At 55.8% G+C, this 24,775-nt stretch carries 26 protein-coding genes; 6 read left to right on the forward strand and 20 right to left on the reverse strand.

Going from position 1 to position 24,775, the window contains the following annotated elements:
- The first annotated feature begins 74 nt into the window (after positions 1-74).
- The 3 genes from IPK79_09345 to IPK79_09355 are packed head-to-tail and all read left to right on the forward strand — an operon-like array spanning position 75 to position 3,255.
- Positions 75-1,493, forward strand: a complete 1,419-nt coding sequence (locus IPK79_09345; protein ID MBK8190637.1) for an aspartate ammonia-lyase — start codon at positions 75-77, stop codon at positions 1,491-1,493.
- Complete coding sequence (gene hydF / locus IPK79_09350) at positions 1,490-2,755, forward strand: [FeFe] hydrogenase H-cluster maturation GTPase HydF (GenBank protein ID MBK8190638.1); 1,266 nt, start codon at positions 1,490-1,492, stop codon at positions 2,753-2,755. The genes IPK79_09345 and hydF overlap by 4 nt, the downstream gene beginning before the upstream one ends.
- Positions 2,755-3,255 carry an isoprenylcysteine carboxylmethyltransferase family protein gene (locus IPK79_09355; GenBank protein MBK8190639.1) on the forward strand — a complete coding sequence of 167 codons (501 nt, stop codon included), beginning with the start codon at positions 2,755-2,757 and terminating at the stop codon, positions 3,253-3,255. Before hydF ends, IPK79_09355 begins: the two co-directional genes overlap by 1 nt.
- A gap of 14 nt (positions 3,256-3,269) precedes the next feature.
- Here IPK79_09355 and IPK79_09360 read toward each other — a convergent pair whose 3' ends face one another.
- Positions 3,270-3,791: a rhodanese-like domain-containing protein gene (locus IPK79_09360; protein MBK8190640.1), complete on the reverse strand. Its 522-nt coding sequence runs from the start codon at positions 3,789-3,791 to the stop codon at positions 3,270-3,272.
- Positions 3,792-3,812: 21 nt separating this feature from the next.
- Positions 3,813-4,106 (reverse strand): winged helix-turn-helix transcriptional regulator, encoded by a 294-nt coding sequence (locus tag IPK79_09365; GenBank protein ID MBK8190641.1) that lies wholly within the window; start codon positions 4,104-4,106, stop codon positions 3,813-3,815.
- Between the two features lie 505 nt (positions 4,107-4,611).
- Here IPK79_09365 and IPK79_09370 point away from each other — a divergent pair.
- Positions 4,612-5,823, forward strand: coding sequence for an aspartyl protease family protein (locus tag IPK79_09370; GenBank protein MBK8190642.1), 1,212 nt, complete (start codon positions 4,612-4,614; stop codon positions 5,821-5,823).
- Positions 5,824-6,002: 179 nt separating this feature from the next.
- Here IPK79_09370 and IPK79_09375 read toward each other — a convergent pair whose 3' ends face one another.
- The 11 genes from IPK79_09375 to IPK79_09425 all read right to left on the reverse strand — a co-directional run bounded on the left by IPK79_09375 (position 6,003) and on the right by IPK79_09425 (position 15,853).
- Positions 6,003-6,593 (reverse strand): thermonuclease family protein, encoded by a 591-nt coding sequence (locus tag IPK79_09375; protein MBK8190643.1) that lies wholly within the window; start codon positions 6,591-6,593, stop codon positions 6,003-6,005.
- Positions 6,580-7,470: a 3-hydroxybutyryl-CoA dehydrogenase gene (locus tag IPK79_09380; protein ID MBK8190644.1), complete on the reverse strand. Its 891-nt coding sequence runs from the start codon at positions 7,468-7,470 to the stop codon at positions 6,580-6,582. Before IPK79_09380 ends, IPK79_09375 begins: the two co-directional genes overlap by 14 nt.
- 3 nt (positions 7,471-7,473) lie before the next feature.
- Entirely contained in the window at positions 7,474-8,655 is a 1,182-nt protein-coding gene (locus tag IPK79_09385) for an acetyl-CoA C-acyltransferase (protein ID MBK8190645.1), read from the reverse strand.
- 207 nt (positions 8,656-8,862) lie between these two features.
- Positions 8,863-10,209, reverse strand: coding sequence for a cytochrome ubiquinol oxidase subunit I (locus IPK79_09390; protein MBK8190646.1), 1,347 nt, complete (start codon positions 10,207-10,209; stop codon positions 8,863-8,865).
- On the reverse strand, positions 10,206-11,303 hold the full coding sequence (locus IPK79_09395) for a cytochrome bc complex cytochrome b subunit (GenBank protein MBK8190647.1): 1,098 nt from the start codon (positions 11,301-11,303) through the stop codon (positions 10,206-10,208). The genes IPK79_09390 and IPK79_09395 overlap by 4 nt, the downstream gene beginning before the upstream one ends.
- A 60-nt stretch (positions 11,304-11,363) precedes the next feature.
- Positions 11,364-11,708: a Rieske (2Fe-2S) protein gene (locus tag IPK79_09400; protein ID MBK8190648.1), complete on the reverse strand. Its 345-nt coding sequence runs from the start codon at positions 11,706-11,708 to the stop codon at positions 11,364-11,366.
- 248 nt (positions 11,709-11,956) lie between these two features.
- Positions 11,957-13,075, reverse strand: coding sequence for a hypothetical protein (locus IPK79_09405; GenBank protein MBK8190649.1), 1,119 nt, complete (start codon positions 13,073-13,075; stop codon positions 11,957-11,959).
- 231 nt (positions 13,076-13,306) lie between these two features.
- Positions 13,307-13,927, reverse strand: coding sequence for a hypothetical protein (locus IPK79_09410; GenBank protein ID MBK8190650.1), 621 nt, complete (start codon positions 13,925-13,927; stop codon positions 13,307-13,309).
- A gap of 59 nt (positions 13,928-13,986) precedes the next feature.
- Positions 13,987-14,325 (reverse strand): hypothetical protein, encoded by a 339-nt coding sequence (locus tag IPK79_09415; GenBank protein ID MBK8190651.1) that lies wholly within the window; start codon positions 14,323-14,325, stop codon positions 13,987-13,989.
- A gap of 20 nt (positions 14,326-14,345) precedes the next feature.
- On the reverse strand, positions 14,346-15,383 hold the full coding sequence (locus tag IPK79_09420) for a hypothetical protein (GenBank protein ID MBK8190652.1): 1,038 nt from the start codon (positions 15,381-15,383) through the stop codon (positions 14,346-14,348).
- Positions 15,380-15,853 carry a YkgJ family cysteine cluster protein gene (locus tag IPK79_09425; protein MBK8190653.1) on the reverse strand — a complete coding sequence of 158 codons (474 nt, stop codon included), beginning with the start codon at positions 15,851-15,853 and terminating at the stop codon, positions 15,380-15,382. Before IPK79_09425 ends, IPK79_09420 begins: the two co-directional genes overlap by 4 nt.
- A 468-nt stretch (positions 15,854-16,321) precedes the next feature.
- On the opposite strand from IPK79_09425, the gene IPK79_09430 reads away from it, so the two are divergent.
- The gene (locus IPK79_09430; GenBank protein MBK8190654.1) at positions 16,322-17,224 is read left to right on the forward strand and encodes a tetratricopeptide repeat protein; all 903 of its coding nucleotides are present in this window, start codon (positions 16,322-16,324) and stop codon (positions 17,222-17,224) included.
- A gap of 43 nt (positions 17,225-17,267) precedes the next feature.
- On the opposite strand, the gene IPK79_09435 is transcribed toward IPK79_09430, so the two are convergent.
- The 5 genes from IPK79_09435 to IPK79_09455 all read right to left on the reverse strand — a co-directional run bounded on the left by IPK79_09435 (position 17,268) and on the right by IPK79_09455 (position 21,766).
- On the reverse strand, positions 17,268-17,813 hold the full coding sequence (locus IPK79_09435) for a methylated-DNA--[protein]-cysteine S-methyltransferase (protein MBK8190655.1): 546 nt from the start codon (positions 17,811-17,813) through the stop codon (positions 17,268-17,270).
- The gene (locus IPK79_09440; GenBank protein ID MBK8190656.1) at positions 17,779-18,156 is read right to left on the reverse strand and encodes a hypothetical protein; all 378 of its coding nucleotides are present in this window, start codon (positions 18,154-18,156) and stop codon (positions 17,779-17,781) included. The genes IPK79_09435 and IPK79_09440 overlap by 35 nt, the downstream gene beginning before the upstream one ends.
- A gap of 168 nt (positions 18,157-18,324) precedes the next feature.
- A complete protein-coding gene (locus IPK79_09445; protein MBK8190657.1) occupies positions 18,325-19,266 on the reverse strand; it encodes an undecaprenyl-diphosphate phosphatase in 942 nt (313 codons plus the stop codon).
- A gap of 122 nt (positions 19,267-19,388) precedes the next feature.
- Positions 19,389-20,735, reverse strand: coding sequence for a DegT/DnrJ/EryC1/StrS family aminotransferase (locus IPK79_09450; GenBank protein MBK8190658.1), 1,347 nt, complete (start codon positions 20,733-20,735; stop codon positions 19,389-19,391).
- A gap of 53 nt (positions 20,736-20,788) precedes the next feature.
- Positions 20,789-21,766: a Gfo/Idh/MocA family oxidoreductase gene (locus IPK79_09455; protein MBK8190659.1), complete on the reverse strand. Its 978-nt coding sequence runs from the start codon at positions 21,764-21,766 to the stop codon at positions 20,789-20,791.
- An 80-nt stretch (positions 21,767-21,846) separates the two neighbouring features.
- On the opposite strand from IPK79_09455, the gene IPK79_09460 reads away from it, so the two are divergent.
- Complete coding sequence (locus tag IPK79_09460) at positions 21,847-22,959, forward strand: glycosyltransferase (GenBank protein ID MBK8190660.1); 1,113 nt, start codon at positions 21,847-21,849, stop codon at positions 22,957-22,959.
- 15 nt (positions 22,960-22,974) lie between these two features.
- Here IPK79_09460 and IPK79_09465 read toward each other — a convergent pair whose 3' ends face one another.
- Together IPK79_09465 and IPK79_09470 are read right to left on the reverse strand one after the other, a co-directional pair.
- Positions 22,975-24,381: an SAM-dependent methyltransferase gene (locus tag IPK79_09465; protein ID MBK8190661.1), complete on the reverse strand. Its 1,407-nt coding sequence runs from the start codon at positions 24,379-24,381 to the stop codon at positions 22,975-22,977.
- Positions 24,378-24,599 (reverse strand): hypothetical protein, encoded by a 222-nt coding sequence (locus IPK79_09470; protein MBK8190662.1) that lies wholly within the window; start codon positions 24,597-24,599, stop codon positions 24,378-24,380. The genes IPK79_09465 and IPK79_09470 overlap by 4 nt, the downstream gene beginning before the upstream one ends.
- Between the last annotated feature and the right edge of the window lie 176 nt (positions 24,600-24,775).

Consider the following 24,775-nt stretch of genomic DNA (forward strand, 5'->3'; position numbering starts at 1 on the left):
CGCGCTTGTCATCAGCAGCGCATCTGCCCTCGCGATATAATGCAGCCTTGCGACTGTGATGCGATGAGCGCCTGATGACACCCCCTGCCGTTCGCGTAGAAACTGACTTGCTCGGCCCCGTTGAGACGCCTGTCGACGCCTATTGGGGCGCGCATACCCAGCGGGCGACGCAAAACTTTGATCTGATTGGCTACCCCGCGCCGTGGCCCTTGATTCAGGCGATGGCGCAAGTTAAAAAAGCTTGCGCGCAGACAAATGCCGAATTGGGCTTTTTGGATACATCGCGCGCTAAGGCCATTGTCGCCGCTTGTGACGGGATTCTCTCAGGCGCGCTCGGCCCAGAGCATTTCCCGGTGGATGCGTTGCAAGGCGGGGCGGGTACTTCTACCCACATGAACGTGAACGAAACCATCGCCAATCGCGCGTTGGAAGGGCTGGGATTCCCCAAGGGGCATTACGCCGAGCTGCATCCCATTGAGCATGTCAATCTCCATCAGTCGACCAACGACGTGTATCCAACGGCTCTGAAAATCGCCGCCATTGACGCCTGTCGTCGTCTGAGCGAAGCCCTGGCTCGTCTTCAGGGCGCGTTTCAGGATCGCGAAATCGCGTTTCAAGACATTCTCAAAATGGGACGCACCGAATTGCAAGACGCCGTGCCGATGACGCTCGGTCAAGAGTTTTCGGCTTTTGCCGAAGCAATTTCGCGTGACCGCTGGCGGGCCTTCAAGTGCGAAGAGCGCCTGCGCATCGTCAATATTGGGGGTACCGCGATTGGTACGGGGTTGACAGCCCCGCGCGCGTATATTTTTCGGGTGATTGAAATTCTCCGCACGCTCACCGGCCAGGGATTGAGTCGAGGCGAAAATCTGATTGACGCCACGGCCAACGTCGATTGCTTTGTGGAAGTGTCCGGTATTCTCAAGGCCTGCGCCGCTAATCTGGTGAAAATCGCTGACGACCTGCGCCGCTTGCAACTGCTGGGCGAAATTCATTTGCCTGCCTTACAGGCCGGATCCTCAATTATGCCGGGAAAAGTCAATCCGGTGCTGTTAGAGGCTGCGATTCAGGCGGGATTGAAAACCATGGCCAATGACGGCTTAATTGCCGCCGCCGCTGCGCGCGGCTCGCTGCAAATCAATGAATTTTTGCCGCTAATTGCGCACGCTCTGCTGGAATCGTTCCGACTGCTGGAGAAGCTTGCCGAAGCCCTGACGCCTTTCATCGGCGCGATCGAAGCCAACGCAGCGCGCTGCGCCCAGTACGCGATGGATAGCTCGACCTTGGCGACGGCTTTGCTGCCAAGTGTCGGCTACGATCGCGCGACCGCTTTAGTGAAAGCCTATCAGGCGCTTGAAAACCCGCCCTCGTTTGGCAATTATCTGCGTCAGCAGCTCGGCGACGCCCTCGTCAACGAGGCGCTCTCTCCGCAACGCCTGTTGTGTCTGGGCGATGCCCGCCCACCCGCGTGCATCGAGGAGAACCGCGCATGAATAAAACGCCCAAAAGCCTGCGCTTGCATATCGGTCTGTTTGGCCGTACCAACGTGGGGAAATCGTCTCTGCTGAATGCTGTTGCCGATCAACAAGCGGCTATTACCTCTCCTGTAGCGGGAACGACCACCGACGTAGTCGAAAAAAGCATGGAGCTGCTGCCTATTGGCCCGGTCACGTTTTTGGACACTGCCGGGCTTGATGATCGCTCCGCGTTGGCGCCCGCCCGAATTGAACGGGCTTATCGCGCAATGGGACGCGCTGACGTCATCGTGTTGGTGTGCGAGCCTGACGTCTGGAGCGACTGCGAAACGGCTATCGCTCAGGAAGCCCGCGCCAAGGGTCTGCCCCTGATCGTGGCGTTTAATAAGACAGATAAAGCTGCGGTGGATCCGGATGTCCAAGCCTCGGCGCAGGGGGTTGCGACTGCTATCCTCTATGGCAGCGCCATTTCGTCGGATCCGCAGGCGCAAGAGCGTTTAAAGAAAGACTTTAAACAAGCGCTCGCCGCGCATTTGCCCGAGTCGTTTTTTGCGCCACCTGCGCTTGCGGGCGATTTGCTGCCTCCGGGCGGCCTTGCGGTTTTGGTCGTTCCGATTGATCTCCAGGCTCCGAAAGGTCGGCTGATTCTGCCGCAGGTGCAGACGATTCGCGATTTGCTGGATAACGACGCCGCCGCGCTGGTGGTGAAAGAGCGCGAATACCCGGCGTTGCTTCAGCGTCTGAATGCGCCGCCGGATCTGGTGATTTGCGATTCTCAAGTGGTCGCGCGCGTGGTAGCGGACACGCCGCCCCAGACGTCGCTGACGACCTTTTCTATTTTATTCTCCCGCCTTAAGGGCGATTTGCAGACGATGGCGCGCGGCGCGGCGCGTATCGAGCAATTAAGGCCTGGCGATCGGGTGTTGATTGCTGAAGCCTGTACGCATCACGCGCTCGAAGACGATATTGGTCGCGTTAAAATTCCGCGCTGGTTGCGTCAGTATACCGGTTGCGCGCTGGAGATTGACACTTACGCGGGTCGCGACTACCCCGAAAATCTGGGCGATTATCGCCTGGTAATTCACTGCGGGGGCTGTATGATCAATCGCCGCGAGATGCTCAGCCGCATGGGCGTGACGGATGAACATGCATTGCCCATCACCAATTACGGCGTCGCTATTTCGGCGTTGCAAGGGGTTCTGCGTCGCGCCCTGTCGCCCTTCCCGCTGGCGTATGCTGCGTATGACGAGGCGTTGAAAATGCCTCAGGAGTCTGTCTGATGGAAACGCCGTCGTTTGCGGCTCACCATGAAGATGATCACGGGGACGATCACGCTGATGTGCGTCTTCATCCGCCTGTGACGTATTTGATGGCGCTGGCGATCGGCGCCATAGCCCAGTGGTTTTTCCCGCTCCTCTTGCCAGGAGGTCTGTGGGTGCGCATCGCCGGCGTTCTTTTGCTCGTGGTTTCTGTGAGCTTGTTTCGGCGCTGCATTGGGCTTTTTCGGCAGCATGCGACGCCGTTGCCGCCGTGGAAGCCATCGAAGGCGCTGATTCAAACCGGCCCCTATCGTATCAGCCGCAACCCGATTTATCTCTCGTTGAGTCTGACCCTATTGGCGTTCGCGCTGATTTTTCTCAATCCATGGGGGCTGATGACCCTGCTTGTGGTGACGCTCGTCATCGACCGCCTGGTGATTGCCCGGGAAGAAGTCTATTTATTGCGTGCGTTCGGCGATACTTATGCACAGTATCAACGCCGCGTCCGACGGTGGCTTTAGGCCGTGATGGGGCTTTAACGCAAGGCGCATTGCTGCGTATTGGACGCAGGCATACGATTCCAGGGCATTTTTGCCAATAAGACTGCCATCATGCACGTGTTACTGAGGCCTGCAAAGAGCATGCCCGCTCCTGCGATGGGGGCCAGCAGCCACAGCGGCGGGTAAAATGTTCCAATCAGGACCATGGCGCCGACAATCATCTGCACTTGGCGCAGAATGCTGACGCCCTGCTTGACGGATTCCGTCTGACGGCGCGCGGCCTTCCAGCCATTGAGGCCGCCTTGCAGTAACACCGCGTGCGAAATCCCCATGGACTCCAGAAATGCGTTTGCCTGCTCCGCGCGTCCTCCGCTTTGACAGCTTAAAATAATATGCTGCATGGATTTTAATTGCCCGCAGGCGCTCGGTAGCTCATCCAGCGGAATATTGCGCGAGCCGGCGATTCGCTCGCGCGCAAATTCATCGCGCGTGCGCACGTCAATGATGTGGGCGGTTGCTTCGGGTTGAATTTCCTGGGCGTTGACGATGGTTGGCATCGAAAGGGCTCCTTTGCGGGGTTACAGTGGGGGGCAATAAAGCGTTTGTAGCAGGTCCAGCAGCGCAAACAGACGCGGATCTCTTACGCGATAGAAAACCTGGTGGCCTTCTCGACGCGCGATCACAATCTCTCTGTCTCGCATTTTAGCGAGATGCGTCGACATCAGCGATTGCGAGACCGAAAGGGATGCTTCCAGCGTCTGCACGGAGCGTTCGCCTTCTCGCAGCGCGCACAGGATGGATAGCCGTACAGGATGCGCCAGGGTTTTCAGGCATCCAACGGCTTGCTCGATTTTGAGAGGGGTTTCTGACATCTTGAAATCAAGATATCATAATTTTAAAATGTTTCAAGGGCTTATCCCCCCGTTGGCCCTGACTGAGCGCAATGTCCTGTCGGATAGCGATACTCCCCTTCATCGAAGGCGTTTTCTCCAGTATGACAAAAAACCACGAGCGCGGTGAGCGCGACGGTCGATAATAATATCGCTACTGCGCTCAGACATCCGCAACCAGCCAGGCCCCAAAGCCACTGTTTTTCTCGTCGGCGATCTCTCGCCTGCTGTTCGTCCATCGCTTCCTCTTCTCCCAACAGCGCAACTCTTGTCCCAGTTTGTGATTATAGTGGTCCAGCCTTGCTATCAGAGTGCGACGAATGAGCATTTCAGCTTTTCGAACGAGATCGATTGAGGGGGCGGCTCATGCGCGTCCGCATGCTGTCCCATGAATGGGCCTCTTCTCTTCTAACGTCCTGGCTAATGGGCCGTATAAGGGTTTCTTGGGTATATTCAATTACACCTACTTTTTATGTGGTATAAGGCGATGCCAACACAAGCGTCTTTGGAACGATTTACTGTAGAAACCGCCAACAGTAACAAGACGATGGTGATAATCCTCGCCATTGTCACTGGGGTGATGGCGCTCATCGGTCTGGGCGTCTGGTGGTGGTCGGATGCCGAAGCAACACGGGCGGCAGAAGCATCCTACGCCAAGGCGCAGGATGCTTGTGAACAGGGCCAGGCCCTGACTTGCCTGGACCATCTCAACGAAGCCCTTCGCCGCAAGGAAAAAGTCGAATATCTGGAACTGAAATATAACGCCCTTGATCACGAAAGCCGGCGCAGCGAATCTCTGCTGACGCTAAACCGCCTGCTGGCGATGACTCCTGACCACCCCCATTACAATTTTTTAAAGTTTGAAGACGAAGCAAACTACGGGGATTGGGAGACGGCCATGCGCTATCTTGAAAAGGCTGTTTCTCGAGCCCCTAATAATGGCGATTACAAAATTGCTAAAGCGACCCAACTGGTGGAGAACAATCGGCGCGCGGAAGCGCTCCCACTATACAAAGAGTTGATTAAGGAAGATCCGCACTATTACCATTATTGGGACCAATATGCCCTGAGCTACCAGAATTTTAATCAATATGATCAAGCCCTGAAAATCCGCCTGGAAGGACTTAAACAAAATCCAAAAGATGACATGCAGTATTTTGGTCTGGGATGTTTATACGATGCGATGAAAAAATACCCGGAGGCCGTTGTCGCCTACCGAAAATCCTTGCAACTGGATCCTATGGAGGACAGTATCGCCGCTCAACGGATTTACGAGATTACTGGCAAGCGCGTACCGCCGGAACTGGAGAACCTGACTTCCCAAACCTTGCCGATTACCTCGCAAGGCAATGTGGTGTTTGTGAAGGCGGATTTAAACGGCGTTACCGGGCGTTTCCTGATCGATACCGGCGCCTCGTTTTGCGTGGCGCCTGCGAATAAGGCTGCCAAATTCAAGCTAAAGCCAACCGGACAGGTGATGGCTTTCCAGACGGGCAACGGCATGATTCAATCGCCCATTGCTTACGGAAACCTTCGGCTAGGAAAACATGATTTTGAGAACTTGCGGATCGCCCTTACTCCGCCCATGAAAGATGATCACGTCGATGGCGTGATCGGCATGGACGTGCTTCAGCAATTCCAGTTTGAAATCAACCGCGAGGCAGGAACCTTGACCTTGCGGCGGACCAACAACGGGTAAATCTGCTGCGGCAAATACGCTCTGAAACCGCTCCTGAATCCGAAAGAAATGCCTTGATTCCGACGTTTATTCTCTTGAAATAATCTGCGCAATAGGGTTGGATGCCGCTGTTTTTTGAGCAAAGTCGAGCTGTGATAAGGACCAATAGGTCAGATCCCCTCACTATCAAATTAATTCACTTACCGCGCGGATTGCCATAGACCGACGCGGGCGCGTCTGGCTTCTTTTTGCGCCGCCCGAAACCGCTTTGCGTAAGCCAAATTCGGCGGGAAGAAAAGCGTTTTTACCACCCCGGCCTTGAGCAACGCTTCATTCAACGACGCCTGCGATCCAGCGCCGGGATAAATGACAGCCAGCGAGCGCCCGTAGCGATCCACCCGCTCAACGTCCCACGCCAGATACACCGTATGGCGCAACGCCAGCGATTGCAGCATGCGCGTCGCTTCCTGAGCGTAGGGCTCGTCGTACGGGGCTTGGCCCGGCTTAAGACGATGCTTTAATTTGGCGGAATGCGATGTTTCCGGCGCATCGATTCCCAGTAAACGGACATGCTCGCCGGGCGATTCAATTCGCCGGTTGTTGTTGAGATCGCAGGCGAGCGTATCGCCGTCAAACACGCGGGTGACAAAGCACGGGGTGCGGTCTTGCGCCGATGATGTGGCGGCTTCTTCCTGATCCCCTGTATCCAAGGGGGGTAGACCACAACTCATTAGACTGGTCATTGCAAGGCTTAGCGCCCAGATAATGGCGCGGCGGTCAAGATTGGGCATAGTCATAAAATCCTTTACCCGACTTCTTGCCCAGACGCCCCGCCGCCACATGCGCCGCCAGCAAGGCGCAGGGACGAAAGCGCTCTTCCTTAAGACCGGCGTGTAACACGTTCATAATCGCCAGACAGGTGTCCAGGCCGATATAATCTGCCAATGTGAGCGGGCCCATCGGATGCCGCATTCCGAGGCGAAAGGTTGCGTCAATATCTTCGGCGCTGGCGACGCCTTCTTCCAGTGCGCGCATGGCTTCATTCAGCAGGGGCATCAGAATGCGATTGGCGATAAAACCGGGGGCGTCTTGCGCCAGAACGGGGGTTTTTCCCAATGCCCGGGCTAACGTAAGCGCTGCGTCGCGTACGTCGTCGCGCGTGCGTTGGCCAGGAATTACTTCAATCAACGGCATCAATGGCGGCGGATTCATAAAGTGCAGGCCGATCACTTGTTCTGGCCGTCGCGTGGCCTTGGCGAGCAGCGAAATCGGCAAGCTGGAGGTATTGGAGGCTAAAATCGCTTTCGGCGAAAGGAATCCGTCTAATTGAGACAGCAGGGCGCATTTGGCGGCTTCGTCCTCAACGATAGCTTCAATCACCCATTCGCTCGGGGCCAGCGCCTGCAAAGTTGGCTCAAAGCGTATGCGCGTTAGAATCTCCTCAGCCGGACGCCCGTCTAATTTATTTTTCTCCGCCAGACGCCGCAAACTGTCTGCGATGGCTGCGCGCGCGGCGCTAAGCGCCTGTTCGGACGTGTCATGCAAGATTACCTGTTCAATAACAGGGGCCTGGGCGAACACCTGCGCAATGCCGCGTCCCATTTGTCCCGCGCCAACCACGCCGATAATGCGCGGTAATGGGGCGTTGGTTGTGCAAACGCTGGTCATCGTCTAGAGGCGCTCAACGACCATTGCGACCGATTCGCCGCCGCCAATACAGAGCGTGACAAGCCCCAGCGTCTTGTCGCGCGCGGCCAACGCGTATAAAAGCGTCACCAGCAAGCGCGCCCCGGATGCGCCAATCGGATGCCCCAGGGCAATCGCGCCGCCATTGACGTTAACGCGTTCAGGGGGCAGGCTTAATTCTTCAATGGCGGCCATTGGGACCACGGCGAAAGCTTCGTTAATCTCGAACAGGTCGATATCGCGCAGACTCACTCCCGCTTTTTCGGCGACGCTTGTAATTGCGCCGATAGGGGCCGTCGTGAACCACTGCGGGTCATGACTAAACGTTACATCAGCCCGGATTTTCGCCAGCGGTTTAAGTTGCCGTTCTCGTGTTGCGCGGGCGGAGGCTACTACTACGGCAGCTGCTCCATCGTTGAGAGTCGAGGCGTTTCCTGCCGTAATCGCGCCCTTGGCGTTAAAGGCTGGTTTCAGCGCCGCCAGTCGATCGAGATCGGCGCGGGCGGGTTCTTCATCCGTATCGACAATCAGCGGCTCTCCCTTGCGTTGAGCAACGCTAACTGGCGTTATCTCTGAACGAAACGCACCGGATGCGCTTGCGGCGCGGGCGCGCTCATAGCTCTGGTGGGCGAACGCATCCTGCGCTTCGCGAGAAAAGGCATAGCGCTCGGCGCACAATTCGCCGGCGGCCCCCATGTGGAAATCATTGTACGGATCCCACAGCCCGTCGAGAATCATGCCATCTGTCAGCGTCTGGTGTCCCATTCTCAGACCCTTGCGGGCATTTAACAAGTAATAAGGCGCACGCGACATCGATTCCATGCCGCCTGCGACGATAACATCGCTATCTCCGGCGCGAATCCGGCTGGCGGCAAGCATGGCCGCATAGAGTCCTGAGCCGCAGACCTTGTTGATCGTCGCCGTTCCGGTGGCAGTCGACAAGCCCGCCGCTAACGCTGCCTGTCGGGCGGGCGCCTGTCCGATGCCAGCGCTCAGGACGCAGCCCATGAGGACTTCATCTGGCGGGCTGGGGTAGAGACCGGCCCGGGTTAACGCCGCCTGAATGACGCTTGCGCCCAGCGTGGGCGCTGGCGCGTCCGCCAGCGATCCCTGAAAACTGCCGATCGCCGTTCGCGCCGCGCCGACGAGATAAACCGGATCTTTCACCGCAAAGCCTCAATAGTGATTCCCATTATTATAGCAATGTTGAGAAGAGAGAAAGTACGGCTGTAAGATGACGATAGAGATGCGGCGACTGAGATCCCATCGGATTTTATGCCTCAACAGACAAGGGATTGGGGGCTCTGGTAATCCTATTTAAATGCTAAAACCCTGCCGAAGCAGGGTTTTGAAGCAGTATAAAATATGTTGCGCTTAACGCTGGGCGAGTTGGGGCTCGTTTTTGCGATTGGCGGCGTTTAGCGTAGAAAGATACGCGGCCAGAGCGTCTACCTCGGCGTCGGTTCCGGCCAGCGGCGGCATGATTTTTACATACGGGCTCTTGGCGGGATCCGTTTCGCGCATCACCTGCAACAGGCCGCGAATGGCGGCGACGTCGCGCTCGCCTAGCAACTTGTCCATGCCACGGTAACCCTGCTTGTTATGGCAGCTCATGCACTGGGCGCGAAACAGTTCTGAGCCAAGCGCTTCGCCTTTCAGATCCTTTGCGATCCAGCGCGCATGCGCCGTAGCGCCGTCGCGATTCATCGCTGGAATCTCATCCTTGCGGATGCCGTTGACATACATGTAGTTATAGACGACATAGGGTTTGCGCATCATTTCGCGCGTCCACTCCATCATCCCTACGGTGAGCAGGCCAACGACCATCAGGGCGGCCGCTGCGCGAGGTGAGAAGTAGCGGGCGTTGAGATACGGTCCGACAAACACCATCAGCAACAGAGCGGCCGACAGAAACACGCTTAAGACCATAGCGCGCGCCATCAACGAAAACGTGCCGGAAGCAGCGGTAGACAGACCGTTTTGGATAATATCCAGCGGGGCTTGCGGCAGAATCAGCGCAATCCAGATCGCTAGCAGCGGACCGAGAAAGAAAATCGGTAAAAACCACTTGGCCGCATACCGCAGCATACGCACGCGAAACGCCTCATCGCGCAGGCGCGAAGCTGTCACCAAGGCGTACAGGCCCGCCAGCGCAAGCATGCCGATAAGACGCATGCCGGTTGCGGGAACATACGCCGCATTAAAGAACCCGTCCACCCAGTTGCGCGATGTCAGCCAGCCGCCGGGCGTGAGCATAAACGTGAGAATCCCATTGATCACCAGCAAGGTGAAAATGGAGAGAATCGCATAAGCGTCCGCCAGTCGCAGGTGGGTTTTCCGCGGAATTTTGTCCCACGAATAGAAATACACGAAGAATGTCGCGATTTCGGTGACAAAAAACAGGTATTCAATGGCCCACGCCAGCGTATACGTTTGAATCAGCGTATGCGTCCCGTTGGGGCTGCACAAGCTGATGGCCCACCAGATGCCCACACCGGTGACGACGCCGAAAACCGTCGTAACGATGAGAAAAAACAGCGAATGCTTTTTCAGATAGTCGTAAATGCGGTTATCGCCCGAATTGAACGCCCATCGCTCGGTAAGGGCGAAGAAAATCCCGCCGCCTACGGCAAAGTGCGACAAAAACACGTGGATGCTGGCAATAATACCGATAACGCCCGCGCCGCCCAGAAAGGGGACTTCCCACAACGGATAATTCATGACATGTACCCCCAAATGGTAAAGACAATCAGACCTATCAAGACCGCAATGCCAAAGAGCCGCATCATCCGGGCGATAAACGGATTATGACCGCGATCGATAAACGGCGCCATTGCCAAGCCGCCGCCAATCAAACCGAAGAAGACCATGCCCGCCTGCTCGCCTTCCATAGGGCCGACATGCGGCGGGACGAGCTTTAAGAACTGGAACATCGCCAGGAAGTACCATTCCGGTTTAATGCCTGCCGGCGCCGGATTATAAGGATTGGCTTCCGGCCCGAGACCCCAAGGGGCAAGCGCCGACAGCAGCACCACGCCCGTGATCACCAACAGCCAAACCACGGCGTCCTTCAGCATAAAGGCGGGGAAGAACGGTTCACGCTTCTTTTCGCCTTCCGGGAGCTTTTGATAGCCTTCCGGTTCCGAGATTCCGTGGAACTGAATCATCATCAGGTGCAGTCCCAGCAGGCCCATTAAGACCAGCGGCAACACGAAAACGTGAATCATGAAGAAGCGCGAAATCGTCCCTTGGCCAATATCCGCCCCGCCGCGCAGCAAATTCCCCAGAATATCGCCAATTAGCGGCGATTTGCTGGAAATATCCACCCCGATTTTGGTGGCGAAGAACGAGACTTCATCCCACGGCAGTAAGTAGCCAGTAAAGCCGAATCCAAAGGCCACCACCAGCATCACCATGCCCGTCAGCCAGGTGATTTCTCGCGGCGGACGGTAGGCGCGCATGAAAAACGTGCTGAACATATGAACAAACAGCGCCAGAATCATAATATTGGCGCCCCAACTGTGCATCGAGCGAATAAGCCAGCCGAATTCCACCTTGTTATTGATCTGTTGCACAGAGGCGTGCGCCGACCCGATTTCGGGGATGTAATGCGCCATTAGCAGGCCGCCGGTCAGCGTCTGAATCACCAGCAGAATCAACGCCACGCCGCCCAGATAGTACCAGAGTGAGGTCTTGTGGACCGGCACCGTCTTTTTAGCGCCCATCGCTTTGAGTTCATTCAGCGAAAAACGATCTTCCACCCACGTGGCGATGGTTGCGAAAACGGTTGAAAGAGGGGCGGTTGGGTTGGCCATGCGCAGTCACCTGTTTGTAAATTGTAACGCTCGGGGCTGGAAGGGCTTGCTAATTAACGCTTATGCGACAGAGACAATGATATCGCCTTTAACCGTGGCGACCTTAAGCGGCGTCAGTGGCTTCGGGGGAGGTCCCGACATATTCTTGCCGGAATTCAGATCGTAGCGTCCCCCGTGACACGCGCACCAGATGTCTTCTTTTTCCGAAGAAAACTGAACCGTACAGCCGAGATGCGTGCAAACGGCGATAAACGCGTGAAGCTCGCCTTGCGGGTTGCGCACCAGAATGGCGGGCTTGCGGCCAAACTGGAAATTCCTGGCCGAATTATTGGGAAATTCACTCGCCTTGCCCAGATTGACGCTTTTGACGTCCGCTCCAACGGGCTCTTCCTGTCCGGTCGTCATGTACCGGAACAGGGGATAGGCGGCCAGTGCGCCCCACAGCGCCGCAAAGGCGGCGATAGCGCCTTGCAGGAAAAATCGTCGTGGAATGGCCGGCCCGCTCTGCGGCGTTTCTTCCGGCCCGCAGTGGCAGGAGCCGCAACCAGTATGAGGGTCGTGCGCGCTTTCGTCGTTCATCACCAACGTTGAGTCCTTATCTTGCTTGCCTGACAACCGTCTCATTATTGCTGAAAATCATGGAGAAAATGCGGCTAGGCCTCGGGGGCAACCGGCGAAAAATACGCCGAAAACGCCACGCGCGCCAACCAGATGAGATAGGCAATCATTCCAACCGCCAGAATGACAAAAGGAATCAGCAAATCCCATTGAATATGCACGGCCACATCCTGCGGGCGGAAGAAGCCCGCTGTTGCGTATTCGCGTAGCATATGGCGCATCACGCTCATGGTGAGCATGGTCAGCAAGCCGCCGAAAACCGCGACTTTAAATGGCGCAGCCTTGCCATTGCGCCAGGCGATGGCGGAGCCGACCAGCGCAACGAACGTCAGCGCGAGCGAGGCGATAAAGGCAATCGAGCCAATTTGCTCGCCGCCCATGAAGGCCATCATCTGTTCGCGGGGCAACGCCATCAGGAACCAGAATCCCCCGACGCATTCAATCAGGGTGATGACGAAAAACGTCCCTGCGCCCTGGCGAATCAGCCAGGCGCCGTAATCTGCGTCACGCTTGGCCCAGAACAGGCCAAAGCAGCCGACGATTAACCCGGTAATTGCCGCCGCGCCGATGACCATATGGAGCAGACGCGGCCAAAGCGATGCTTCTGACAGGTTTAAGGCTCCGCCGTAAGGATGGGCCGCCATCAGGCCCTGCCATTTTTCGGGCGACAGCATCAACGTCATGTTGTTAGTAAAGAAAAACGCAATCGTCAGAAACGCCAGCGACGCGGCGACCAGCAGCCACGGCGCCCGTCCGCCCGCTACGCGTTTCCAGTCCAGCTTATAGGTATACAAAAACAGATAGCCGATCAGCAGCAGCCCTAAGACCGCAATCCAGGGAACCGCCATGACGATCGACGAGGCGTAATACAGCGGACCGTATACCAACTGAAGAAACAGCAAGGGCACAATGCCCTGAGTAATCGCAAAGGACAGAAAAATAGGCAGCGAGGCCGCGAGGGTTTTTGAAAAGCGCGCCGCGTGGGCATCGCCTTGTCGGCCTTTCGCGCCGTAGAAAACCGCAAAAAGCCCGCCCATTAGCGCCGCGTTCATCGGAATCGCGTGCAAGAAGAAGCCCAGTACCAGCAACGTTTTCAACAGCCACAGAGGCGCGGGAAACGGAATCGGTTGAAAATCCGGAATGATGGGCGTCATCGGCGCGGTGTCCTATTGCTGCTGCTAATCACAGGTTGCTTTTTGAGCCAAGCGTATTCAGCGGGAGAGCGCCTGTCGCGCAAGGCGCTTGTCAGAGGGCTCCTTAGGGACTCTTTCTGCGGGGACTTTTTAGGCGCTCTGTGACGACTGTCACCCATACCCCGACAGTCGCCGATAGAGGGTACACTACCTCAAACCGCGTAAGACGGCAAGCGCCTCCACGCGCCAATGTTAAGGCTTTTTAGGGCGCGTCGCGCCGGTGGCCGAGGGCGCTGCCACCCGGGTGCGGATATGGCCCATCAGGCTAGGCAGTTCGGACTTAAGAATATTGCGTACCACGAATTGCGGGATTAAAAAGCCGGGATCCACCTGAAGCGCGTAAGTCATCATCGTTTTTTGACCTTCGTCTACTGGAGATAAGCTGGCAAAGCCCTTAAACGCCTTAAAACTGCCGCTGATGCGGTTGAAGTTCGCTGTCCAGGAGTCCTGGATAAACTGGATGCGGGTGACGTAATTAAACGTCGGCAGCAACGACGAGATTGAGAGCGCGTAAGAAACGTCCTGACGTCCGCCCGGCGCTTTGACAAGCGTCGACACTTTCTTCATATGCGGCTCGTTCTGGAAGATGTTTTCCTGATTCATTAATGACGTCCAGACGCTCGCCATGGGCCGGTTGATGATCATCCGGGCCATTACCAGACGCATGGAGTTGTTTTTGACGCCGGGGCATTCTCTTACGAGCACGCCGCCTTGCCGCAACGTTGTCATCTCAGACTGAGAAACGTTCACGGCGCGCGAATCGTTAGACGGAAAACAGGCCCATGCGCTGGACGCCATCGTTATCGACATCATGCCGATGGCAAAACTCAAGCAAGCGCGGCGAAATGCGAGGCTGCTCCATTCGCGCGCCGTCATGCGGTCGTTTCCGGGAAAAAAGGCTGAATTTCCAGGAGCGCGCCGGGGCGTTTGTCCAGCTCCTGCAGAAATGCCGTCAGGCGCTCACCCTCAACGTGATAGAGATTGACGCGAATGGCGTCGCGGTGATGCTCGATCATCTTCACTAGATAATGCTTTTTATGGGCCAGCGAGACTAATTCTTCTTCGCCATGGGCGTCTTCCTGATTCTGGCGAAAGGTGAGGTAATGAAACCCGTCCGGGCTTACGGCAAACTCGCCTCCCGAGGCGACGTCGGCAGGAAACAGGCCGCCTCCATGGCGTTTGAACATCTCTATCACTTTGCGCTCGCTCATCGTGAAAGTCCTTAAAAGCCTCAGGCTGCGGAATCCGCGGAATCCATGGCCGAGCGTAGTCGCTCTAACCGTAAGCGCATATCAGCCCCTTGCCAGCGTACCTGACAATCGTACCAGAAGAGCGTGAGCGCGGCAAAGATAAATGGCCAGATGATGCCTTGTACGATAATGCCATAGACGCTCGCGCCAATGCTGACAGGAAGCGGAATCACGCCGGGAGCAACCGGGTTGAAATACAGGAAAAAGAAGTAAGCGGCCTGTGTTGGAAACGACAGCGCCAAGGCTAAAACCGCATAGCAGAGCAGCAACGCCAGTCCAAAAGCGCCGGCGCGAAGCGGCGCTCGCCATAAAAAGGCATACGTGCGTCCCATTTCGCGCCACTGGGCCGAAATGCTGTTGTCGCGGCAGTTGGCGACGGCCGCAAGGGGCAGCAGGCATCCGAGACACTGGAAACTGAGCAGCCCGACCAGTCCCGCTCCCATCATCATGAATAAAGCGCTGCCGATCACAATGGGAATAAACGGGAATGCGCTGAAAGAGGCTACCATCGGCGCCAGCAGACCGGCTGCCAGCATCGAAAATAAAATGATGCCCAGCGTCAGAACGGCCCAGTCGGCGATTAAAAAGAAAAAACCCGTGACAATCAACGCGATGGCAACGCTGATAAAGCCCGGCGCCTTGCCCAAAAGCTCCTGAACCGCCTGGCGAATGGGAATCGGCGGCCGTAATTCAATCGTGGCGCGATATAAACGGCTTAAGACGACGAAGGACCCGGCTCGCAAAAAAAACTCAATCGTTATTAGAATCAGCGCGATGCCGTAACATATTCCCAGCGTCCAGAGATAGGAGCCCCCTGATCGCGCACTGGCGGAAAACGACGAGGGAATCGCGACGAGAACGCCTGCAACGCCGTTCAGGAGCAACGACGGCAACATCACGGAGACGCTGCGCCGTATGTCGCCGCGAAACAGATTCCAGGCTCGCCCGATGAGCGTTCCAACCCCTACGCTGTCGTAGGGCGCGGGCATAAAAGCCCCTGCAGGCGTCGTCGCGCTCATTGCGAACGTCCTTTTCTGGATGGGCCGGGCGTCGTGCGCGCTGCATCTGCGAGGGCTTGTGAGAAGGAGCGAATTGGCGTGAATGCGTAACCGCATTGGGGCGAGAGTTGCCCGCCCAACAAAACGCCTTTCTCCGACGGGTAAGTCCGGCAGAACCCCGGTCGTGAAGCGTATTGGGCGCATCGGTTTTCATCGGTCAGATGATGACACCGGAAACGCACGCCATGGTCGGTCTCATCCAGCGGCTCAAACGAGCCGTATTCAGGGTTTTCGGCCTGTAGTCGCCGAAAATCTCCCACCGTGGCGATGGGTTTTTCGTCATGGAGCAGGTAGATATTGCGGCAACAATCGCCGCAGGAATGGCATTCTCCCCGCCGAACGGTGTAACGGCCCTGAATTTCTCCCGTCTGCGGGCCGCCGCCCGATTCGCCGCAGACAAACGACGTGATCATTTCAAGCATGTCTGCCATTGTACGGGGTTTGCCGCCCGCTGCCAACGCGCCTGACGAGCGTCCTGTCTTCCCGGCGTCCTGTCTTCGCCGGGCCTGAAACGCATCGCCGGACTTCTTTGAAGGAGGGACTCTATTTTAGGAGCGATGGCCCTAAAATGCGCTTCTTCAAGTAGTGCGATCTGTTTGATCCTCTTGACATGCTGTGTCAAGACTTCCCTCGCATTTAAAGCAGGCGTAGGATCGAAATCAGGTGATCGACGCAGGTAATGAGCGACCCGGAAAGGCGGCCTTGATGACCGCCATGTAAAGAACAAGTCTCGCCCCGCGAGAAACGCCGAGGCGATCATGCGTGGGTTTTGAAGGTCGATCGTGATGATTGCATCTCTCGAAGATTGCTCTGGAAGATCGATCTCTGGGAGGAGGCCTCCCCCCACCCGATGGTCGATTCCCTCCCCTGCGGCATCCCCTACAATAAAACCAGTCAGGATGACCGTCGTGTTGTGGATCGTCGGGATGATCGCTTCGGAGGCGTTTGAAATTATGTCTTCTCATGAACCCATTGCCCAAGGGTCGACGGCGGGCATTCGCTATTCTTCGCGCCTGATGGCTGCGCTTAACCGCTTTACAGGTAATCTGGCCGCAGAGGCTCCCAATCCGATGGTTCATAAATATGGCAGGGCGTATGATCACCTCATCGCAGCCGACGCCCTGCGTTATCGAGAAGAGTTGGACGCTGCGCTGACGGAATACCGCCAGGCGATCGACCTGCGTCAGGATTTTGTGGAGGCGCATATTGGCGTGGGCAAATGCCTGCGGCGCAAGGGGGAATTTCAGGATGCGGTCGGCGCGTTTAAACGCGCGCTGTCGCAGAACGCCTTTAATAAGGAAGTCCACCTGGATATTGGCAAGTGCTATAACGATCTGGGCTTGGTCAAGCAGGCAATTGCCCACTATGAGCGCGCCGTCAAGCTCGATCCGACTTTTCTGGAAGCCAAGTTCGGCCTGGCGCTCATTGTGGAGCTTCAGGGCGATACGACTTACGCCATGCGCCTGTACAAAGAAATTGTCGCGCTGGATGAAGAGTTCCTGCCCGCTTACAACAATCTCGGCAGTATTCACTTGCGCCTATGCGCCTACGACGACGCGCGCAAAGTGTTTGAAGAACTTGTCGAGCGCTCGCCCGAATTCGGCCGTGGCCATTTGGGATTGGCGCTGACGCTCGATCGCATGGGCTCTCGACGTGAAGCGCTGACCGCCTATCACCGGGTGCTGACGCTCAAACCCACGGCGCGAAACGCTGAATTCATCCAACGACGTATCGTGGCGCTGAACACCGAGCTGGGTCGCTCCAAAACCCGCAACGGCGCGATGATGGTGCGTGTGAAATAGGCTGTCGCCTGCGCTGCTTTAGGCTTCTTCAGAATAAAACAGTTCAGGCCCGCGATGGCGTTGCCTTGGACGATTCCAGCGCAAGCAACGCGCGTTTGACTTCCAGCCCCTGGGTTCCCTGATACCCACCAAGGCCTCCGTCTGCCGTAATCACACGGTGACACGGAACGACAATAGGCAGCGGATTGCGTCGGTTTGCCTGGCCAATCGCTCGCGATGCGCCTGGTTTGTTCAGTTGACGCGCGATCTCGGCGTAAGAACGCGTTTGGCCATAGGGGATCGCTTTGAGGGCGCGCCAGACGTCTTTCTGAAAAGGCGTGCCGTCTTCTTCGCTTATCGCCAAACCATCGAACGCTTGCGCATCGCCAGCGAAATATCGTCGAAACCTGCCGACAATCTCTGTCATTTCGGCAGAAAGGCCATCATAAGAAAGCGGCGCATCGGATGGCAGAAAATCGACGGCAGCCAGCGCCCCATCGCTTAGGCGCAAGCCCAGGCGACCCAAGGGAGTGTCAATCACAGCGGCTTCGACAGTTTTTTCAATTGTCTGCTTCCTAACTGCGGAATCGGACGCCTTGATAGAACCCATGCCAGCAACCTCCCAGTAACAGGGCGTGATGCAGCCAGAGTGGGCCCATAACGGGCAAACTGGCATCAAACGAGTACAGGAACACGCCCGGCGGAAAAAATACCATCATAGTATACGCCCAATACGCCAAGATTCCTCCTGCGACGCTGGCCATCGTCACCACTGCCATTCGCCGCGATAACTTGTTGCCGCTGGCGCGTTGAATCAGCTTGCCAATCAGCATGCCGCCCAAATACGCCGCAACCAGCGTGATCCATGACCACCCCATGGCAAATGACTCTGTCGCCCAGCAGGCAGCCGCCCCGGCGACCATGCCGAGCGAGATGGCCACGGCGTATTGCATTGGGGAGGCTTTCAGGACATGGCTTTCAGTTTTGTTGACGCACGTCTTGCACTTCAGCCCGACCGGACATGTCACCATGCATTTGGGGCAAATGGGCTTTTCGCACTGCGAACATTGCAAGCGCGTTTCAGTATGCGGATGAGCGGCGCAGCGCATGGCGCATGATCTCTATCGAATCAGAAGGGCAATGGAGTTAAAGCCCCGTGTGGCAAAGAGTGCAAGCATTAGCAGACCCATCGCCCAGCAATAAATGGCGAAGGCTTTTAAGCCGTGGGTAGCCACGTAGCGAATGAAATATTTGATGCAGAAATAGCCCACGATAGCCGAAACGGCCACGCCGGTGAGCATCACGGGCCAGTTAAAATGTCCGTCCAGGCCCATATCGCGCATTTTCCAGTAATCGTACAGTGGCGCGATAATAAAAATGGGGATGCTGATGATAAAGGCGTAGCGCGTGGCTGTCAGGCGGTCCAGACCGCTGACCAGACCGCCGGAAATCGTTGAGCCTGAACGGGAGATGCCATGGAAAATGGCGGCCACGCCCTGGAATAATCCGACAATGATGGCTCTTTTCGACGTCAATGGCGCGCCTTCCCCTTGACGGCGCGAGGCATAGGAATCCGTAAACCATAGCAGCCCGCCGGTCACCATTAAGTGAATCGCCACCCAATGCGGATGCGCCAGGTAAAAATCAGACAGGTCGTGAATATGCGCGCTCGTCCAGCCCATTGCGCCCATCACGAGCTTGGAGCCAAACAGCATCACGACGATAAAAATCATGGTGGTTATCGTGGTGAGAATACCTTGCCAGGGCAGTTGCTTGAGGTCGAATTTTCCGAGGTGCTGCGGTACGTCAAGTTTGTTGGTCTGGCCGATCATTGTATAGAAAATCGCCGTCAAGTCGCGGCGGAAGTAGAATAGAACAGCCAGCAACGTCCCGACGTGCAGTAAAATGTCATAGAACTCGTCTTCGCCCAGCAGCGTGCGTTCGCTCCAGCCGTACAGCTTAAAGAGCGCATCTGTAAAGATCAGGTGCGCCGTACTACTGACGGGCAGAAACTCCGTAAGACCTTGTAAAACCGCCTTGACGAGCGCATGTCCGATATCCACGTTTCAAAACCTCTGTAGCCAGATAACCCATAAACGATTGCGAAAACGCATGCCGCAGGCCTGCGTCTGGCCCCGTCCTTGGCATTGTAATACGAAAACGCGTTTGAGAAACGCCGCTCGTCTTATCGCAGCTGGTCCCGGCTCTCCCAGACTTTTTCAAAGGCCCGAACCACGTCGTCGAGATCGCTGCGCGTCATGCCCGGCGTCATCAGTTCGTGGTTAAACAGGCGCTCAAAATGCATTTGCTCCGCAACGGGGCAAATGCCCTGACCGTAATCCACCGAGCCGCCGTAATGCGGACTCGTCCAGGGAAACCCGTTGCGCCCGAAGGCAATGCGTTTCTGGAACATCGGCTGTAAGTACAGCGGACGCAGGTAACCGCACGCGATGCGCACGCCAAGGCCTTCGCGCAATTCCGACGGGGCCAGTTCGGCTTTGACGGCGTTGATGAAATCATTGCGCGAAATACCTTCCGCTGCTTCCGGCTTGAATTGCAGCGGGTGGAAGTAGAAAGAATGCGTGGTCCCTTCTCTCACGCGCGTGGGCTCGATGCAGGGGAGCGCGCCCAGACGTTCGTTTAAATACTGCGTGTTGTGCACGCGCTGGTTCAGGAGGCCTTCGAGTTTTTTAAGCTGTTCGCGTCCAATCGCCGCCTCCAGTTCCGTCATGCGGTAATTAAAGCCGATCATATTCACCAGATCCGCTTCGCCGATCTCCCGTACGCCGCCATAATGCTGGTCAGATAACACCGCTTCCGCGTGATTGCGAATTAATCGCGCGCGTTCGGCGAGTTCGTCGTTATCCGTGACAATAAGTCCGCCTTCGCCGGTATGAATATGCTTATGATAATTGAGAGAATAAACCCCCACATCTGCCAGCGTTCCGGCGAAGCGCTCGCGATATTTCGCGCCGGGGGCTTGCGCGCAGTCTTCAATTATTTTCAGGTTGCGTTTGCGCGCAATGGCGTTGATGGCGTCGGCATCGTAAGGCTGGCCAAAAATATCCACAATGATAATGGCGCGCGTGCGCTCAGTAATACGCGCTTCAACCGATTGCGCGTCGAGGCAATAATGCTGCGGCTCGATATCCGCGAAAACCGGAATCGCGCCATAGGTCAGCGGGGCCGTCGCCGAGGCGGACATAGTGTAAGGCGACACAATGACCTCGTCGCCCGGTTCAATGCCGCATGCGCCCACCGCCGCATATAAAGCCGAGGTGGCGGAATTCACCGCGATCGCGTGCTTTACTTTAAAATAGGAGGCCCATTCCGCTTCAAACGCCTGAATCTCTTCCCCACCGTAGAAATCGCTATGCCAACTTCCCAAAAAACGTGACAGCACTCCTCTTTCCATCACGCGCTGAACGGCTTGACGTTCTTCTGCCCCGATGGTGCGATAGCCTGGAAAATAGTGGTCGCGAATCTTTTCGCCGCCGTGAATCGCCAGTTTTCGCGTGACAAGCCCTTGCATGAAAGCCTCTCCCAGTTAACGGAGGCTTATTTTAGCACCAAGACGCGCGCGCCTTAAATCAACGATTTACAAAGCTTTAGAGTTTGCAGCGCGTCGCGTCCCGAGCAAAGCAGCGGCGCGCCATGACGCAGCGCCTGATATAAATTGTCGGCGGCGAAGGCGAGCGCGCGGGTATAATCCGTCATCTCGCACGAGGTTGGGCGCAGTCCCTGATAGCCGGCGAACAGGGGATCCGGCGCGATGTCAAAAATTTCAAGCTGACGGCAGCACTCGCTTAGACGGATCCTGCCGCGCTCAAACATCAGATCGATTTCCATCAGAGTATATAGGCGAGAATCAATCGCTTTCAAATAAAATTGTTTCTGACGAGTGCTTTCTAAAAGAGCGCTTACGCTGGGATCCGATTCTGTATAATCGTAGATTGTCTCGCCTATGCTCTTATGGTCTGCCACCGGACTCAGCGTCCCCACAAAAAATTGAACCAAATCCAGTAAATGCGATCCATTATGCAGCAAGCCTTTACCATACATGCCGCAGCCGCCTATAAAATCGCCATAGCGTCCGGTCTGAATGTTGCGCCTGAGGGTTTGAAGCTGTGGTACATAACGACGCGTATAATTAACCGCCAACGCAATCGATTGCTGTTGATAAAGCGAGAGAATACGATCCGCCTGATTTAAATCTGTCGCCAGCGGTTTTTCGCAAAAAACCAGTTGAACGGGATAAGTGGCCAATTTTTGCAGCAGTTCGGCGTGAACCTCGTCTGGCGCGGTAATGCAGGCAATATCAATAGCCTGGTTCTGGAACGCCGCTGCAACGCTGGAAAACGCCTGTCCGCCCCAGCGCGCTTGCGCCTGTTGAGATCGAGACGGTTGCGCATCGTAAAACCCGACCAGACGAAACCGCGGATCCGCCGTAAAGGCATGCGCGTGCGTTAAAATAGCGACGTCTTGCGGCGTGTCATAAAACGCGCCGATCTGCCCGGCCCCGATAATCAAGACGTTTAGAATTGCTTCTGGCGCCTGTTCCATTGCGGAGAATCCTTGCGCTTTGCAACGTCTACAATTAACATAGAACCCTGATTTTGAATAGTCCTGCGCAGAGCGTCGAGATGTCCCGAATTTTTTTATTTTCTCGCGATCCTGGCGGCGCTCGCGCGCTGATTCCCCTGCTGGAGCCCTTGGCGGCTCAGGGATTTGAGGCGTTGCTCTACGGCAAAGATTTCGCCTTGGGGTGTTATCAGCAAGCCGGATTCAGCGGTCTTGAACTTCCGCCAGACGTTTCGCCCGGCGAGTTGGCTTCATTTATGGGGCGCCTTGCGCCCGATTGCATAGTCACCGGTACCAGCGCAGACGATTTTACCGAAAAATGGCTATGGCGCGCCGCGTCTCAATTTAATATTCCCAGTATTGCGATTCTCGATCAATGGATGAATTATGGCGTCCGATTTTCCTCTGGCGGCTTGTCGGACGCCGTACATGATCGCGATTATACGCCGGATCGCATCGCGCTGATGGATGCCTTTGCCCGCGCCGAAATGCTGGCCCTGGGTTTTGAGCCGCAGACGCTCGTTGTTACCGGGCAACCTTATTTTCAGTGGATTCACGAACGCTCGCGCACCTGGACGCCTCAAGATGTTCAAACCCTTCGCAATCAGCTGGGAATTCCACTGGATGCGCGCGCGCTGACGTTCGCGTCTCAACCTCTGGAGACTCTGTACGAAGGGCGCTCCCCGTACGGTTATAGCGAGGTGACGACTTTAACGGCTATTCTGACGGCGCTGCAAACTTTGTTAGACGATCCGCAGATGCCGCCGATTTGTCTAATTGTTAAATTACACCCGCGAGAAGCGCCGGACCGTCTGGCGTCTGTCATACGCGCATGGTCTCACCCAAAATTGCGCATCATGTTGAATCGTGAAACCGACCCCGACGAGATGATTGCAGTCTCAGACGTTGTTATCGGTATGTTCTCGATGTTATTGATTGAAGCGTTTATGGCATGCAAGCCCATTGTAAGCGCGCAATTAAATCTGACAGGAGACGATCCGTTTGTATTGTCACGAAGAGGGTATGTCTGCGCGATTACTTCTCAGGAGGCGCTTCTGGCCGAACTGCGCGGCCTGTTACTGAATCCGCCTGCTTCTTTGCCTGCACTTGACTGGATCCAGACGCCGACGCAAAACGTGATACATCTGATTCAGTCGCTGACGACGAATGGATGATGATACGTGAGCGTGTTATCGCGCTCGCGCTCGCATGGCGAACAGCGTGCGTTGAGAACCCGCAATCGGCGTCGAGGCGATAATCTCGAATTCCTGGTTAAACGCCTCGATAAAATGAGGCTCGTCGTACTCGCCAAAAATATCCTTTCGGCTAGACAGCAGGCGCTGCGCCTGTGAATCGTTTTTTGGAACGAATTCAATGATCAATTTTTGGCATAGGCTTGCAAAAAAGCGGGCAATCTGTTTGAGCGGTAAATTATTGGAAATCGCCAGATGATGAATCAGCGCCAACGCCAATACCGTATCCGTCGGCCCGCGCTGCGCCAGAGCGTCACGTTCCTGATTCGCCCAGCCAATGGCGGGACTCGGATTGGTTAAATCCATTGTGAGGGGCAGGATCAAGGGATCCCCTTCGCGCTTGACCTGTCGATAATTCTTTTCAACCGCCGCGGGATCAATATCGAACGACACAACCGGGATGCCGCGCTGGCTTGCTACCCGGCTAAACTCGCCGCAATTGGCGCCCATATCCCAAACCGTCTGCGCGTCGAGTTGCGTTAAAAACGTATCGACGGCCGATTTTTTCGCGTCAAACGCCGCGTCAGAATAATTGGTATTCTCATAATAATCGCCCCATTCGGTGCCTTTTGGGGCCCAGCGCAGTCCGCGCGCGGCGCTCTCAAGATTGTCAATCAATCCCATCAAGGCCAGTCTGGACACCCGTCCGCTCCCGGACTTGGGCGATGGCGCGCTTGAGGTGGTTTCATGTTTTTTTTGCGCGCTGGCATGGAAATGAATGTGCGTTTGTAGCGAAAAATTGAAACGGGTCTTAAAGGGCAGGAGTTTGCTGGCCAAGTCCAGCGGAACGCCATCAATGTATAAGCGCAATAATTGCGACAGGCGAATGTCAGTGAAACTCATCAATGCCAGAGGCGCTAGAAAATGCTGGCAAAACTGCCGATAGGGCGTCCACGGCGTCCCTTCCACGTAAGGCTCAAACGACAGCGTGTCAATAAAGACAGGCCTCCCGCGATGGAATTGCACGTTATAGGCGCTGCAATCCTTGAGGGTCATCTGGTGAGAAAGGGCTGTTTTTTGAAGATGCAGCGTCAGTAAGGCGGCATCTTGAAGCTGGCCAAAGGACCATTCGTAAGGATACGAAATAAAAGGAATTTTCTGCGGCGCGATAACCTTATACGCCGACTGAGCATCCAGCGCGCGTGAAGCGTGGATTTCCTCATGCGAAATAAGGCTGCCGTCTTCAATCAACGCCTGATATAACCCGGAGCTTATTAATTGGTCGTAAGCAGGCTTGCCGCTGTGGTTGATTTGACGGTACAAATCCGCGCCTGCGGTAAAAATAAATCCGTCCGGGTCTCGAAAAGAGTGCGCATGTTGTTGTGCGCAGAGCGTCTCGTTCATACTTCTTTTTGTTTAGAGCTGAAAAATTTCTGGATCTTAAACTTTAGTTGCCCGAAAAAATTCTTGAAAAAGAACATGGCCCCCAACAAGGAGCCCACAGCCACTTGCACCACAAAGCTGCCAGCGCCAGGATCAAGATAGGCGAAGGCCGTTTGCGGCGTAAAAAGCCACACAAGCGTCAGAGCGACAAGCGCGTCAAGCGGTTTAAAGCGAGCCATCCAATAACTCCTTAGGCAGTGATTACGGTTTGTTGCGGTCCTTTAAGGCCAGCCTGAGCGCCTTGGCGTCAGGTCAATCGCGGTGAGGGGCTTTGCGTCCGCGTCAAAAACAACTAAAGGTCCGTGAATCCTAACACTCCGTCTTGCAGGGGTCAAGTCGTTAAAAAACTTTTTAA

The sequence above is a fragment of the Vampirovibrionales bacterium genome (assembly GCA_016712355.1).
In the GTDB taxonomy this organism is placed as follows: Bacteria; Cyanobacteriota; Vampirovibrionia; order Vampirovibrionales; family Vampirovibrionaceae; genus JADJRF01.

Bases quoted from the DNA above. Each gene is read 5' to 3' on its own strand.
- IPK79_09345 (MBK8190637.1), top strand. From the start codon at position 75: ATGACACCCCCTGCCGTTCGCGTAGAAACTGACTTGCTCGGCCCCGTT.
- hydF (MBK8190638.1), top strand. From the start codon at position 1,490: ATGAATAAAACGCCCAAAAGCCTGCGCTTGCATATCGGTCTGTTTGGC.
- IPK79_09355 (MBK8190639.1), top strand. From the start codon at position 2,755: ATGGAAACGCCGTCGTTTGCGGCTCACCATGAAGATGATCACGGGGAC.
- IPK79_09360 (MBK8190640.1), bottom strand. From the start codon at position 3,791: ATGCCAACCATCGTCAACGCCCAGGAAATTCAACCCGAAGCAACCGCC.
- IPK79_09365 (MBK8190641.1), bottom strand. From the start codon at position 4,106: ATGTCAGAAACCCCTCTCAAAATCGAGCAAGCCGTTGGATGCCTGAAA.
- IPK79_09370 (MBK8190642.1), top strand. From the start codon at position 4,612: ATGCCAACACAAGCGTCTTTGGAACGATTTACTGTAGAAACCGCCAAC.
- IPK79_09375 (MBK8190643.1), bottom strand. From the start codon at position 6,593: ATGCCCAATCTTGACCGCCGCGCCATTATCTGGGCGCTAAGCCTTGCA.
- IPK79_09380 (MBK8190644.1), bottom strand. From the start codon at position 7,470: ATGACCAGCGTTTGCACAACCAACGCCCCATTACCGCGCATTATCGGC.
- IPK79_09390 (MBK8190646.1), bottom strand. From the start codon at position 10,209: ATGAATTATCCGTTGTGGGAAGTCCCCTTTCTGGGCGGCGCGGGCGTT.
- IPK79_09395 (MBK8190647.1), bottom strand. From the start codon at position 11,303: ATGGCCAACCCAACCGCCCCTCTTTCAACCGTTTTCGCAACCATCGCC.
- IPK79_09400 (MBK8190648.1), bottom strand. From the start codon at position 11,708: ATGACGACCGGACAGGAAGAGCCCGTTGGAGCGGACGTCAAAAGCGTC.
- IPK79_09405 (MBK8190649.1), bottom strand. From the start codon at position 13,075: ATGACGCCCATCATTCCGGATTTTCAACCGATTCCGTTTCCCGCGCCT.
- IPK79_09410 (MBK8190650.1), bottom strand. From the start codon at position 13,927: ATGATGTCGATAACGATGGCGTCCAGCGCATGGGCCTGTTTTCCGTCT.
- IPK79_09415 (MBK8190651.1), bottom strand. From the start codon at position 14,325: ATGAGCGAGCGCAAAGTGATAGAGATGTTCAAACGCCATGGAGGCGGC.
- IPK79_09420 (MBK8190652.1), bottom strand. From the start codon at position 15,383: ATGAGCGCGACGACGCCTGCAGGGGCTTTTATGCCCGCGCCCTACGAC.
- IPK79_09425 (MBK8190653.1), bottom strand. From the start codon at position 15,853: ATGGCAGACATGCTTGAAATGATCACGTCGTTTGTCTGCGGCGAATCG.
- IPK79_09430 (MBK8190654.1), top strand. From the start codon at position 16,322: ATGACCGTCGTGTTGTGGATCGTCGGGATGATCGCTTCGGAGGCGTTT.
- IPK79_09435 (MBK8190655.1), bottom strand. From the start codon at position 17,813: ATGGGTTCTATCAAGGCGTCCGATTCCGCAGTTAGGAAGCAGACAATT.
- IPK79_09440 (MBK8190656.1), bottom strand. From the start codon at position 18,156: ATGCAATACGCCGTGGCCATCTCGCTCGGCATGGTCGCCGGGGCGGCT.
- IPK79_09450 (MBK8190658.1), bottom strand. From the start codon at position 20,735: ATGCAAGGGCTTGTCACGCGAAAACTGGCGATTCACGGCGGCGAAAAG.
- IPK79_09455 (MBK8190659.1), bottom strand. From the start codon at position 21,766: ATGGAACAGGCGCCAGAAGCAATTCTAAACGTCTTGATTATCGGGGCC.
- IPK79_09460 (MBK8190660.1), top strand. From the start codon at position 21,847: ATGTCCCGAATTTTTTTATTTTCTCGCGATCCTGGCGGCGCTCGCGCG.
- IPK79_09465 (MBK8190661.1), bottom strand. From the start codon at position 24,381: ATGAACGAGACGCTCTGCGCACAACAACATGCGCACTCTTTTCGAGAC.
- IPK79_09470 (MBK8190662.1), bottom strand. From the start codon at position 24,599: ATGGCTCGCTTTAAACCGCTTGACGCGCTTGTCGCTCTGACGCTTGTG.